The organism is Sphingomonas sp. SORGH_AS_0870 (assembly GCF_031453175.1).
Taxonomy (GTDB): Bacteria; Pseudomonadota; Alphaproteobacteria; order Sphingomonadales; family Sphingomonadaceae; genus Sphingomonas.
The window spans coordinates 1,854,319-1,867,954 of sequence record NZ_JAVIYW010000002.1 but is presented as its reverse complement, the minus strand read 5'-3'; the positions used below and the strand labels follow the sequence as shown (position 1 = coordinate 1,867,954).

10 protein-coding genes are annotated in these 13,636 nt (G+C 68.3%); all 10 read left to right on the top strand.

All coding sequences use genetic code 11. The annotated features are described in order from the left end of the window. Positions 1–60 precede the first annotated feature (60 nt). The 10 genes from paoA to QE363_RS09035 all read left to right on the top strand — a co-directional run bounded on the left by paoA (position 61) and on the right by QE363_RS09035 (position 13,627). The gene (gene paoA, locus QE363_RS09080; protein ID WP_309694560.1) at positions 61–699 is read left to right on the top strand and encodes an aldehyde dehydrogenase iron-sulfur subunit PaoA; all 639 of its coding nucleotides are present in this window, start codon (positions 61–63) and stop codon (positions 697–699) included. Next, positions 696–1,646, top strand: a complete 951-nt coding sequence (locus tag QE363_RS09075; protein ID WP_309694558.1) for a xanthine dehydrogenase family protein subunit M — start codon at positions 696–698, stop codon at positions 1,644–1,646. The genes paoA and QE363_RS09075 overlap by 4 nt, the downstream gene beginning before the upstream one ends. After that, positions 1,643–3,853 (top strand): aldehyde oxidoreductase molybdenum-binding subunit PaoC, encoded by a 2,211-nt coding sequence (gene paoC, locus QE363_RS09070; RefSeq protein WP_309694556.1) that lies wholly within the window; start codon positions 1,643–1,645, stop codon positions 3,851–3,853. Before QE363_RS09075 ends, paoC begins: the two co-directional genes overlap by 4 nt. A 130-nt stretch (positions 3,854–3,983) precedes the next feature. Then, positions 3,984–5,345: a cation:proton antiporter gene (locus QE363_RS09065; RefSeq protein ID WP_309694554.1), complete on the top strand. Its 1,362-nt coding sequence runs from the start codon at positions 3,984–3,986 to the stop codon at positions 5,343–5,345. 104 nt (positions 5,346–5,449) lie between these two features. Next, positions 5,450–6,085, top strand: coding sequence for a tetratricopeptide repeat protein (locus QE363_RS09060; RefSeq protein WP_309694552.1), 636 nt, complete (start codon positions 5,450–5,452; stop codon positions 6,083–6,085). A 358-nt stretch (positions 6,086–6,443) separates the two neighbouring features. Next, a complete protein-coding gene (locus QE363_RS09055) occupies positions 6,444–8,933 on the top strand; it encodes a glycoside hydrolase family 9 protein (protein WP_309694551.1) in 2,490 nt (829 codons plus the stop codon). Between the two features lie 116 nt (positions 8,934–9,049). Continuing rightward, positions 9,050–9,502, top strand: a complete 453-nt coding sequence (locus QE363_RS09050) for a MarR family transcriptional regulator (protein ID WP_309694549.1) — start codon at positions 9,050–9,052, stop codon at positions 9,500–9,502. Then, entirely contained in the window at positions 9,499–10,902 is a 1,404-nt protein-coding gene (locus QE363_RS09045) for an efflux transporter outer membrane subunit (RefSeq protein WP_309694547.1), read from the top strand. The genes QE363_RS09050 and QE363_RS09045 overlap by 4 nt, the downstream gene beginning before the upstream one ends. Next, positions 10,899–12,068: an efflux RND transporter periplasmic adaptor subunit gene (locus tag QE363_RS09040; protein WP_309694545.1), complete on the top strand. Its 1,170-nt coding sequence runs from the start codon at positions 10,899–10,901 to the stop codon at positions 12,066–12,068. The genes QE363_RS09045 and QE363_RS09040 overlap by 4 nt, the downstream gene beginning before the upstream one ends. Then, positions 12,068–13,627 (top strand): DHA2 family efflux MFS transporter permease subunit, encoded by a 1,560-nt coding sequence (locus tag QE363_RS09035; RefSeq protein ID WP_309694543.1) that lies wholly within the window; start codon positions 12,068–12,070, stop codon positions 13,625–13,627. The genes QE363_RS09040 and QE363_RS09035 overlap by 1 nt, the downstream gene beginning before the upstream one ends. The last annotated feature ends 9 nt before the right edge of the window (positions 13,628–13,636 follow it).

The following is a 13,636-nucleotide window of genomic DNA, read 5'->3' as shown; positions in this document are numbered from 1 at the left end:
GGTTGCGTCCTGAGACCTTTTCGCGCGGATGACGGATGACCGAATCCAAGGAGCAGGACGGTGGCGGACAAGAGCGAATTTTCCGTGTCGCGACGCGGCGTCATGATCGGCGGCGCGGCAACCGCGATGGCGGCGCACAGCCCGGCCGAGGCGCAACCCCGAAAGGCGACCATGCCCCCCGAACCCGCCACCATGCCCGTCACCCTGAAGGTCAACGGCAAGGACCGCGCGCTGTCGCTCGATCCGCGCACCACACTGCTCGACACGCTTCGCGAACATCTCCACCTGACCGGCACCAAGAAGGGGTGCGACCATGGCCAGTGCGGGGCCTGTACGGTGATCGTCAACGGCCAGCGGATCAACAGCTGCCTCTCGCTCGCGCTCCAGCATGACGGCGACGAGATCACCACCATCGAGGGGCTGGGCACGCCCGATCGGCTGCACCCGATGCAGGCGGCCTTCGTCAAGCATGACGGCTATCAATGCGGCTATTGCACGCCCGGCCAGATCTGCTCGGCGGTCGGGGTACTCGACGAGATCAAGCGCGGCGTGCCCAGCCATGTGCAGGCCGACATCACCGCGCGTCCGCAGGCGACCGGCACCGAGATGCGCGAGCGGATGAGCGGCAATATCTGCCGCTGCGGCGCCTATTCCAACATCGCCGAGGCGATGACCGAAGTTGCGGGAGCCAAGGCATGAAGGCGTTTACCTATGAGCGCGCCAAGGACGCGGTCGCGGCGGCGCGCGCGGCTGCGCGGCCGGGCGCCAGGTTCCTGGCGGGCGGCACCAATCTGCTCGACCTGATGAAAATCGAGGTGGAGACGCCGACCCATTTGATCGACGTCCAGGATCTGGGGCTCGACCGGATCGAGAAGACGAAGGAGGGTGGCCTGCGCATCGGCGCCTTCGCGACCAACACCGCGCTCGCCGCCGACGATCGGGTGCGGCGGGACTATGGCGTCCTGTCGCGCGCGATCGTTGCGGGGGCCAGCGGCCAGCTGCGCAACAAGGCGACGACGGCGGGCAATTTGCTTCAGCGGACCCGCTGCCCCTATTTCTACGATACCAACATGGCCTGCAACAAGCGCAGGCCCGGCACCGGGTGCAGCGCGATCGGCGGCTATTCGCGCCAGCTGGCGGTGGTGGGGGCGAGCAGCGACTGTATCGCCACCAACCCCAGCGACATGAACGTCGCGATGCGGGTGCTCGACGCCACGGTCGAGACGGTGAATGCGGACGGCCGGACCCGCGCCATCCCCATCGCCGACTTCCACCGCCTGCCCGGCAACACCCCGCATATCGAGACGGCGCTGCAACCGGGCGAGCTGATCACCGCGGTCACCCTGCCCCGCCCGCTCGGCGGCACGCATATCTATGAGAAGGTGCGCGACCGCGCCTCCTATGCCTTCGCGCTCGTCTCGGTCGCGGCCGTCGTCCAGAAGGATGGCACCGGCCGGGTCGCGGTGGGCGGCGTCGCGCACAAGCCCTGGCGGGTCGAGGCGGCGGAGGCCGCCTTGCCGCAAGGGGCCAAAGCGGTGACGGCGACCCTGCTCGCCGACGCCCGCCCCACCCAGGACAATGCCTATAAGGTGCCGCTCGTCGAACGGACGCTGGCGGCCGTCATCAGCCAGGCGAGGACCGCATGAAATTCACCGAGCCTGCGGGCGCCAACCCCATCGACCGCATGGCCGTGGTCGGCCGGGCGCATGACCGGATCGACGGCCCGAAAAAGGTCACCGGCATCGCCCCTTACGCCTATGAGCATCATGCCGAGGCGCCGAATGCCGCCTATGGCTGGATCATCGGTTCGGCCATCGCCAAGGGCCGCATCCGGTCGATGAACCTGGACGATGCGCGCGGCGCGCCAGGCGTGCTGGGCATCGCCACCGCCGCCGATGCGGGCAAGCTGGACAAGGGCAATTTCAACACCGTCAAGCTGCTCGGTGGGCCCGAGATCGACCATTATCACCAGGCGATCGCCATCGTCGTCGCCGAGACGTTCGAACAGGCGCGCGCCGCCGCCGGCCTCGTCCGCATCGATTACGAACGCGCCAAGGGCCAATATGACCTGGACGATGCGCTGAAGACCGCGCCGCTGGCTGGCGGCGAAGAGGGCAAGCCCGGCAAGGCCGACCGGACCGGCAGTTTCGAGAGCGCCTTCGCCGCCGCGCCGGTCCAGCTCGACGCGACCTATACGACGCCCGATCACAGCCATGCGATGATGGAGCCGTTCGCGTCGATCGCATCCTGGGACGGCGACCAGCTGACCGTCTGGACCTCCAACCAGATGATCGCCTGGGGGCGCGGCGACCTTGCCAAGACGCTGGGTCTGCCCAAGGAGAAGGTGCGGCTGATCTCTCCCTATGTCGGCGGCGGGTTTGGCGGAAAGCTGTTCCTGCGCGCCGATGCGGTGATGGCGGCGCTGGGCGCCAGGGCGGTCGGGCGGCCGGTCAAGGTCGCGATGCAGCGGCCGCTGATGGCCAACAACGCCACCCACCGCCCCGCTACCACCCAGCGCATCCGGATCGGCGCGAGCAAGGACGGCAGCATTCAGGCGATCGCACATGAAAGCGGATCGGGCGACCAGCCCGGCGGCGGCCCCGAAACGGCGGTCAACCAGACCAAGCTGCTCTATGCCGGTCCCAACCGCCTGACCTCGATGCGGCTCGCGGTGCTCAACCTGCCCGAAGGCAATGCGATGCGCGCGCCCGGCGAAGCGCCCGGCATGATGGCGCTGGAGATCGCCATGGACGAAATGGCCGAGAAGCTGGGGCTCGACCCGGTCGCCTTCCGCGTGAAGAACGACACCCAGGTCGATCCCGAAAAGCCCGAGCGCCGCTTTTCGCAGCGCCAGCTGGTGCGTTGCCTGGAGGAAGGCGCGCAGCGTTTCGGCTGGTCGCGGCGCAGCGCCAAGCCCGCCCAGGTCCGCGACGGGCGCTGGCTGGTCGGCATGGGCGTCGCCTCCGCCTTCCGCAACCACATGAACATGAAGTCGGCCGCACGGGTCACGCTGGGCAAGGACGGCCGCCTCGTCGTCGAAACCGACATGACCGATATCGGCACCGGCAGCTATACGATCATCGCCCAGACCGCCGCCGAGATGATGGGCGTGCCGATGGACAGGGTCGATGTCCGGCTGGGTGATTCCGCCTATCCCGTATCGGCGGGCTCGGGCGGGCAGTTCGGCGCGGCCAATGCGACGGCCGGGGTCTATGCCGCGTGCGTCAAGCTGCGCGAGGCGATCGCGCAGCGGCTGAGCTTCAACTCGGCCGACCTCAGCTTTGCAGGGGGCAAGGTCACGGGCGGCAACCGATCGGTCGCGCTGCGCGATGCCGTCGCCGCCGGTCCGCTGTCCGCCGAGGACCGGATCGAGTTCGGCGACCTCGACAAGACGTACCAGCTGTCGACCTTCGGCGCGCATTTCGTCGAGGTCGGGGTGGACGCCTATACCGGCGTCACCCGCCTGCGCCGGATGCTCGCGGTCTGCGCGGCGGGGCGCATCCTCAATCCCAAATCGGCACGCAGCCAGGTGATCGGCGCGATGACCATGGGCGTGGGCTCGGCGCTGATGGAGGAACTAGCGGTCGACACGCGCTTCGGCTTCTTCGTCAATCACGACCTGGCCGGCTATGAGGTGCCGGTCCATGCCGACATCCCGCATCAGGAGGTCGTCTTCCTGGAGGAAGCCGATGACAAGGCCAATCCCATGAAGGCCAAGGGCGTGGGCGAGTTGGGCCTATGCGGGGTCGGCGCGGCGGTGGCGAATGCGGTCTATAACGCGACCGGCGTGCGCATTCGCGACTATCCGCTGACGCTCGAAAAGCATCTCGACCGGCTGCCCGCCATGGCGTGATCGACCGTCGGCTTTCCCCTTCGCCTGATATCGTCAGGACCTATGCAGAGCATGGTCTGCCCCGCTAAGGTCATGATGATACCGCTCCCCCAAGGGGATCGGATGGCAGGAGGGGGCTCGGCTGGGCGATATGAACGACGCGATCGACAGTTTCTGGCAGACGGCAGGGGGCATATTGTCGCCGCATGGCCCGGCGACCGCAGCGGCGGCGGCCAGCTATGCTCCCGGCGACTTCAGCATCCATTTCTTCCTGCAACTCGCCGTCATCCTGTTCGCCTGCCGCATCGTCGGATGGCTGGGGCAGCGCTTCCTGGCGCAACCGCCGGTCGTGGGGGAGATGATCGCGGGCGTGGTGCTGGGCCCCTCGCTGCTGGGACTGGCCTTTCCCGAGCTTCAGGGCGCGATCTTCCCCAAGGAGACGCGCAACATCCTCTATGCCGGGGCGCAGCTCGGGGTGGCGCTCTACATGTTCCTGGTGGGCCTGACGCTGCGGCTCGACCATTTCCAGTCCAAGGCGCGCAGCGCGTTGGCGGTGTCGGCCTCGGGCGTCATCGCGCCGTTCCTGATCGCGGCGATCATCACGCCTGCGCTGCTGACCGTACCGGGGCTGTTCGCGCCGGGCATCAGCCAGGCCAATGCCACGCTGTTCATGGGCGCCTGCATCGCGCTGACCGCCTTTCCGATGCTGGCGCGGATCATCAACGAACGCGGGCTGGCCGACAGTCCGCTGGGCACCCTGTCGCTGGCGGCGGGGGCGTTCGATGACGCGACATCCTGGTGCGTGCTGGCCGTGGTGCTGGCGACGTTCGGCGGGGGCAGCGGGGTCGCGATCCTGGCGATCGGCGGCGCGATCCTCTATGTCGGTTTCCTGATCCTGTTCGCCCGCCGCATCCTCGCCCCGCTCGGCCGCGCGGTCGAGGCGCGGGGCGAGATGAGCATGAACGTGCTGGCGATCACGCTGATGGCCTTCTGCATCTCGGCCTTCATCATGGATGCGATCGGGGTCCATGGCATTTTCGGCGGCTTCATCCTGGGGGTCTTCATGCCGCGCGGGCTGTTCGTCGCCGAGCTGAAGAAGAAGGTCGAGCCGCTGGCCGTCGTCCTGCTGCTGCCGATGTTCTTCACCTATTCGGGGCTCAACACCCGGATGGACATGGTCAATTCCATCCCGCTGCTGCTGATCGCGCTGGGCATCCTGGCCGCATCGATCGCGGCGAAGTTCGGCGCCTGCTATCTCGCGGCGCGGGTCTGCGGCGAGGACAACCGGACCGCGATGGGCATCGGCGCGCTGATGAACTCGCGCGGGCTGATGGAGCTGATCATCATCAATATCGGGTTGCAGAAGGGGATTATCGGCCCCGCGCTGTTCTCCATGCTGGTGCTGATGGCGATCGTGACGACGATGATGGCCAGCCCGCTGTTCGAGCTGGTCTATGGCCGCCGGGCGCGGGTAATGGGCGAGATGGAGACGCTGAAAAGCGCCCGCGTCTGACGGCGAAGGCTCTCACCGCATCGCCACGCCCCGTTTCGTTTACAGTCTGTCAACGGGATTGACCCAGAAGGGCGCGGCCGACCCATTCCAACAGGATCCATCAGATGAAACGGGGCAAATTCTTCGTCATTGCGGGCATCGTGCTCGTGCTGGCCCTTCTGGCGTTCATCGCCATGGCGCTGCTGCGCCGCCCGGCCGACAAGGCCGAGCCCGCCCCCGTCTTCGTCGACCGCCCCGCCCCCGCCATAGCCCCCGCCGCCGCGCAGGCCGCCGCGACCAAGGCGCCCGGCGATGCCGCCGCGCAGAAGCGCCTGGGCGATGCGATGCTCGCCGCCCGCCGCTTCGACGAGGCCGCCGCCGCCTATCGCGCCTCGCTGGCGATCGATCCCAACCAGTCGACCGCCTGGTCGGCGCTCGGCGAAGCGGTGATGCAGACCACCAAGTCCAACTCCGCCGACCTCCCCGCCCCCGCCGCCGAAGCCTTTCGCAAGGCGCTGGCGCTCGATCCCCGCGACGCGCGCGCCCGTTTCTATTTCGCGATGGAAAAGGATCTGAAGGGCCAGCATGACGAAGCGGTGGGCGACTGGCTGGCGCTGTTGCGCGACGTGCCCGCCGGTTCGGATGCCGACGAAGCCGTGCGCGCGGCGCTGGCCGCCTCGATCAAGCGCAACATCGCGCTGATCCGCCAGGCCGCCGACGAGGCCGGACGCGCCCAGCCGCGCTATAAATCGCAACCCTGATCCTTACCAGTGCGCCGCATCGCGGCGTCCGGCACCCCGCTGGATACAAGAGGGCATGAGCGGCAATCCGTTCATGCCCTTTTTTTCGTGACCGTGGGTCGTCCCATGCCCGATCATGTGAGCGTTATATCTACATCCCCTCCGGCCCCTTGTAGCGGCTGGGCATAGCCCGTGCCGCCCCTTTGGCTGATGCAAGATAACCCTCCACTTTTCCGTTGTTTAATCCGGCAATCTGCCACAGATTGCCCGCGCCGCGAGGTCATAAAGGCCCCGGCATGCGGGACGCGGAATGCGGGACGGACTCTCCGTCCGGGCGCCGCTTCCGCGTTCAGAAATGATAGCGCTATTAGGAGGGGATATGCTGAAACGGATGGGGATCGCCTTGTTGGCCTCGGCCAGCGTGATCGCGGGGGCCCAGGCGGTCCGGGCACAGTCACTGGCCGTCACCCCCGCGGAGACGCTCGAGCGCCAGGGGCTGACCGTCATGGTCGACCAGAACCAGTTCAGCCCGATCTTCTTCGACGAGAAGAATGCCGGGCTCCAGATCGTCCTGCATGGCGAGCGGATCGCGACCGATGGCGCGGTGCGGCTGAACCGCACGCCCGAGCAATGGGACCCGGTCCCCGCCTTCATCAGCCGGACGCGCGGGACCGAGCCCAATCAGGTGGTGGTCCGATCCACCTATAAGGACGTCGACCTGGGCTATCGGGTGAAGGTGACGGCGGAGGGCGACGGGTTTCGCATCGCGGTCGACCTCGACAAGCCGCTGCCCGCGGCGCTGGCGGGCAAGGCTGGGTTCAACCTCGATTTCCTGCCGACCAGCTATTTCGGCAAGACCTATCTGATGGACAGCGCGCCGGGGCTCTTCCCGCGTCATGCCACGGGGCCGATGCGCAAGGACGGGTCGGGCGATCCGATGCCGCTGGCCGCCGGGGGCAAGTCGATCACCCTGTCGCCCGAAGATCCGCTGACCCGTGTCACCATCACCTCGGACGCCGGGGCGCTGGAACTCTATGACGCGCGCAACCGGGCGCAGAATGGCTGGTTCGTCGTCCGTTCGCTGATCGCGGCCGGGGCCAAGGAGAATGCCGTCGTATGGCATGTCCGCCCCAATGTCGTGAAGGACTGGGTCCGTGCGCCGGTCGTCTCGTTCAACCAGGCGGGCTATACGCCGGGCCGATCCAAGGTCGCGCTGATCGAGACCGATCCGCACGGCCCCGCCCCCGCCGAGGCCGAGCTCGTCCGCCTGGCCGCCGACGGAACCCGGCAATCGGTACTGCGCAGCCGCGTCACCCCACGCGGGCGCTGGATGCGCTATGATTACGCCGCCTTCGACTTCTCGCAGGTCCGCGAACCGGGCGTCTATGCCATTTCCTATGGCGGCCAGGTGACCAACCCCTTCCGCATCGCGCCCGACGCCTATGACCGCATCTGGCAGACCTCGCTCGATACCTTCATCGCCGAGCAGATGGACCATGTCGGCATTCGCGAACAATATCGCGTCTGGTCCGCCCCCTCGCATCTCGACGATGCGCGCCAGGCACCGGCCAATCACGTCCATTTCGACGGCTATAAAATGGGTCCGACCCTCGACTCGCCGTTCAAGCCGGGCGAGCATATTCCGGGGCTGGACGTCGGCGGCTTCCAGGATGCGGGCGATTACGACATCCAGACGCCGCAAAACGCCGCCGTGGTCCGCGACCTGGCCTGGGGACGCGAGCTTTATGGACTCGACTGGGACGAGACGAGCGTGGACGAGGCCGCCCGCGCGGTCGAGATCCGCAAGCCCGACGGCCAGCAGGACGCACTCCAGCAGATCCGCCACGGCGTGCTGCAACTGCTCGCCCAGTACAAGGTGTTCGGCCATGCGATCGTGGGCATCATCGACCCCGTCCAGCGGCAATATGCCCATCTGGGCGATGCGGGGTCGCAGACCGACAATCTGACCTATGACGCCTCGCTGGGCGTAACCGAGCGGCGCGGCGGGTCGTCGGGCGCGCAGGACGATCGCTGGGCCTTCACCACCGATCTGCCCGCCAATAATCTGGCGGTGGCGGGCGCGCTGGCCGCCGCCTCGCGGGCGCTGGCCGACAGCGACCCGACCATGGCGGCCGAGGCATGGGATGCCGCCAAGACGCTGTGGTCCCGCCAGCAAAAGGGCTCGGTCAAGGCGGGCGACGGGCGCGACGATTCGGGATCGCCCTGGTCGGCGGAGGGCGCCAATGTCGGCGCGACGGTGGAAATGCTGATCACCAGCAAGGGCGACCGCGTCTATGCCGATCGCCTCCGCGCGCTGATGCCCGTGGTGGCCAAGAGCTTCGAATGGGTCGGGGCCTCGGCGATCCGCGCCCTGCCCTTCATGGACGCAAAGTACCGGGCCGCACTGGTGCCGCTGGTCCGGCAGGCCAAGGCGAAGCTCGACGCCGATCTGGCTAAAAACCCCTTCGGCGTGCCGATCAGCGAGGCCAACTGGGCCGGATCGCATCAGGTCGTCGCGTTCGGATCGAACATGTATCTGATGCACAAGGCCTTTCCGGAGATCGTCGGGACCGAATACACGCTGAACGCGATCGACTATGTGCTGGGGCGGCACCCGGCGAACAACCTGTCGCTCGTCTCGACGGTGGGCACCGCGTCCAAGCTGATCGGCTATGGCCATAACCGCGCCGATTACGGCTTCATCCCCGGCGGGCTGGTGCCGGGCGTGCTGATCGTGAAGCCGGACTTCCCCGAGTTGAAGACCGACTGGCCGTTCCTGTGGTTCGAGAATGAATATACGGTCGCGACCACCTCGGCCTACATCCTCGCCGCCAATGCCGCGATCGCGGCGACCCGCGAGACCCGCTGACCCGAACGGGGCGAGACGCGATCGTCTCGCCCCACCGAACCCGCTCCACCATGACAAATACGTCATGACGGCATCCATCAATTGACTGCCGTGGCAGCTATTGCCATGGCAGCCATATGGCTCACCAAGATACTGCCCATTTCAATCCCGAACGCTCGGTCGGTTATCTGACCAAGCGCGTGTTCCAGCTCGCCCGGATCGGGATGGAGCCGATCTTTCAGGATGAGGAAGTCACCCATGTCCAGTGGAGCGCGCTGATGACGCTGCTCTGCGGTTTCGGGGAGACGGCGGCGGAGATGTCGCGCCACCTGTGCCACGATACCGGCGCGACGACGCGGATCATCGACACGCTGGAGGAGCGCGGGCTGATGGCGCGCCGCCGCTGCACATCCGATCGGCGGGTCGTCCGCCTCGCGCTGACCGAGGCCGGGCGCATCGTCGCGGAACGCTGCAAGGTGAAGGTCGTCACCCTGTGGAACGACTGGATGGCCGATTGGTCGCAGGAGGATGCCGACCAGCTCGTCGCCCTTCTCCTCAGGCTCCGCGACCGTCTGGAGACACAGGCATGAAGCGGTCGGCATTCCTCACCGCCCTTCTGCTGGCGGGCTGTTCGGTGCCGCAGGCGCATCCCGCCATCGCCCCGGTCGCGACCGACACGCTGGGTCTGGGCACCGCGCAGGCGCCGCTGGTGGCGACCGAGTGGTGGCACGGGCTGGGCGATCCGCAGCTCGACCGGATCGTCGGCGATGCGCTGTCCGGCAATCCGTCGCTGGAGATCGCGATGGCGCGGCTGCGTCAGGCCGAGTCGGTGCTGGCCAGCCGCCGGGCGGAGGACGGCCCCGCCGTGTCGCTCGACGCGCAGGAGCAATATAGCCGCATCTCGGGCCGCTACACCATTCCGCCGCCCTATGCGGGGACGACCCAGTGGCTGGGGCAGGCACAGGCCAGTCTCAACTGGACGATCGACCTGTTCGGACGACAGGCCGCCGCGATCCAGGCGGCGCGCGCCTCCACCCGCGCGGCGATGCTCGACGTGACGGCGGCGCGGCTCGCGCTCGCGGGGTCGGTCGCGCAGACCTATGTCGAACTCGCCCGTGCCGAGCGGCAGGCGGCGATCGCGCGCCGGACCATCGATACGCGCACCCGCTCGCTGGGGCTGGTGCAGGCGCGCATCCGCAACCACCTCGCCAGCCAGCTCGACGCCAGCAGCGCGCAGACTTTGCTCGCCCAGGCGCGGGTCGCGCTAGCAAGGGCCGAGGCACAGGCGGCGCTGGCGCGCAACGCGCTGGCGGCGCTGGCCGGGCGGGGCCTCGACTATCCCGCGACGATCGCGCCGACGCGGATCGCGCTCGACACCGCGCTCCCCATGCCGGGCACCGTCCCCGCCGACCTGCTGTCCCGTCGCCCCGACATCGCCGCCGCACTCGCCCGGATCGAGGCGGCGAAGGGCGGGCAGGAGGTCGCGCGCAAGGCGTTCCTGCCCAATGTCAATCTGATGGCGCTGGCGGGGTTCCAGGCGGTCGGGCTGGGCAATCTGTTCACCGCCGATGCCGGGACCGTCGGCGCCGGGCCCGCCATCCACCTGCCGATCTTCGACAGCGGACGGCTTCGCGCGGGCCTGGCCGGCGCGACCGCCGCGCTCGACCTGGCGACCGCCGATTATAACGACCGGGTCGTCGGCGCGGTGCGCGAGGCCGCCGATGCGGTGACGCGCAGCCGCACCCTCGCCACCGAGCGCGCCCGCCAGAGCGAGGTCACGCGCGGACTGGCCGAGACGCGCCGCCTGAACGCCATTCGCGTATCGAGCGGGCTGCAATCGCAACTGGGGCTGATCGACCCCGACATCCGCCAGCTGGAGGCCGATCAGGCCGACGTCAATCTCGCCGCCGACGCGGTCCAGGCGCGGATCGCGCTGGCCGTCGCCCTGGGCGGCGGTTTCTCTCCTTCCACCGAAAGCACGCCCCGATGAGCGACACCGCCACCGCCGCCCCCTCCCCCGCGCCCGCGCCCGCCGGCAAGCCCAGGGCGCGCAAGACCGGCCTGACCATCCTGGCGGTCGTCGTGGTGATCGCCGCGATCGTCTGGGCCGTGTTCCACTTCCTGCTCGCCAAGCCCGAGGAAGAGACCGACGACGCCTATGTCGCGGGCGATGTGGTGGCGATCACCGCGCGCGATCCGGGCACGGTGCTGGCCATCCATGCCGACAACACCCAGACGGTGAAGCAGGGCGCGCCGCTGATCGACCTGGACCCCGCCACCGCCGATGTCGGCGTGGCCTCGGCCGCCGCCGAGCTGGCGCGCGCGGTCCGCGCGACGCGGGCGGACTTCACCAAGGTCAACCAGAGCGGCGCGACCATCGTCCAGGCGCAGGCCGAGCTGACCCAGGCGCAGGCCGATTATGCCCGCCGCCGGGGCGCCGCCGCCGAGGGGGCCGTGTCGGGCGAGGAGCTGTCGCACGCCGCCGACGCGGTGAAGGTCGCAACCGCCAACCTGAACCTGGCCCGCGCCCAGGCGGCGCAGGCGCGCACCGCCGTGCAGGGGACCGAGGTATCGACCAACCCGTCGGTCCTCGCCGCGATCGCCGCCTATCGCCGCGCCGCCATCGCGCGCAGCCATATGCACGTCGTCGCCCCGATCACCGGCGTCGTCGCACAGCGCACCGTGCAGGTCGGCCAGCAGGTCGCCGCCGGAACCCCTCTGATGGCGGTGGTGCCGCTCGACCGGCTATGGGTCGACGCCAATTTCCGCGAGACCCAGTTGAAGGACCTGCGGATCGGCCAGCCCGCGACGATCGTCGCCGACATCTATGGCGGCAAGATCGTCTATCACGGCAAGGTTATCGGCCTGGGCGCGGGCAGCGGCAACGCCTTCGCGCTGCTGCCCCCGCAAAATGCCAGCGGCAACTGGATCAAGATCGTCCAGCGCGTGCCGGTGCGGATCGGGCTGGACGCCAAGGAGCTTCGCCAGAACCCGCTGCGCGTTGGCCTGTCGGCGACCGTCACGGTCGATACCGCCGACCAGCGCGGTCCGCGCATCGGTGCCCCTGCAAGCCAGACCTATCGCACCCCCGCGACCGACGGCAACGATCCCGCGATCGAGGCGCGGATCGCGCAGATCATCGCGGCCAATCGCTGATGGCGGGCGGCCCTCCCCAGGCGGGCGCGGGGGATGGCCCCGCTCCGCTGAAAGGCGCCTCGCTGGCGCTGATCGCCTTCGCGCTGGCGCTGGGCACCTTCATGCAGGTGCTCGATTCGACCATCGCCAACGTCTCGCTGCCCACCATCGCGGGCAATCTGGGCGTCAGTTCGGACAACTCGACCTGGGTCGTCACCGCCTTCGCCGTCGCCAACGGCGTGGCGGTGCCGCTGACCGGCTGGCTGATGGGCAAGTTCGGGGTGGTGCGGACCTTCTGCGTCTCGGTCTTCCTGTTCACCATCGCCTCGTTCCTATGCGGGATCGCGTGGGACCTGTCCTCGCTGATCGGTTTCCGCGTGCTTCAGGGCGCGGTGTCGGGGCCGATGATCCCGGGCAGCCAGGCGCTGCTGATCTCGATCTTCCCGCCGCAGAAACGCTCGACCGCGCTCGGCATCTGGTCGATGACGACGCTGGTCGCGCCGATCATGGGGCCGATCCTGGGCGGCTATATCTCCGACAATTATCACTGGAGCTGGATCTTCCTGATCAACGTGCCGGTCGGCCTGTTCTGCGCCGGGGTCTGCTGGCGCGGCCTGTCGAGCCGGGAAACGCCGACCCGCAACCTGCCGATCGACAAGGTCGGGCTCATCATGCTGGTCGTCTGGGTCGGGGCGCTCCAGATGATGCTCGACCTGGGCAAGAATGACGACTGGTTCCATTCGACCCGGATCGTCGTGATGACCGTGATCGCGATCGTCGGCTTCGTCGCGTGGCTGATCTGGGAGCTGACCGACGCCAATCCGGCGGTCGACCTGTCGCTGTTCAAGGGGCGTAATTTCAGCATCGGGACGCTGGCCTTCTGCCTGGGCTATGCCGTGTTCTTCGCCAACACGCTGCTGCTGCCGCTCTGGCTCCAGACGCAGCTCGGCTATACCGCGACCTGGGCGGGGCTGGTCGCCGCGCCCAGCGGGGCGGTGGCGGTGGTCCTTACCCCCATCGTCGCGCGGCTGTCGGGCAAGGTCGATGCGCGGATCATGGCGACCATCGCCTTTGCCGCCTTCGGTCTGTCCTACTGGATGCGCTCGGGGCTCAACACCTCTGCCAGTTTCAGCGACTTCGTGCTGCCGCTGATGGTGCAGGGGATCGCGATGAGCACCTTCTTCCTTGCGATGCTGACCATCGCGCTGGACGGCGTGCCCCAGCATCGCATTCCGTCGGCGACCGGCATTTCCAATTTCGCGCGCATCACGGCGGGCAGCTTTGCCGCGTCGCTGACGACGACGATGTGGGACCGGCGCGAGGCGCTGCACCAGGCGCATCTGTCCGAGGCGATCGGCCAGAACCCGGTGTGGCAGATGGCCCGGACGGGGCTCAACCATCTCGGCCTGACCGATACCCAGGCCGCCGCCGCCGTCACCCGGCAGATGGTCGGCCAGGCCTATCTGCTCGCCTCGACCGACATCTTCTATGTGTCGGCCTGGCTGTGCATCGTGCTGGCGGCGCTGACTTGGTTCACCCGGCGACCCAAGCCGCATGACGGCCCGATCGCGGCGGATTGATGGTAATTC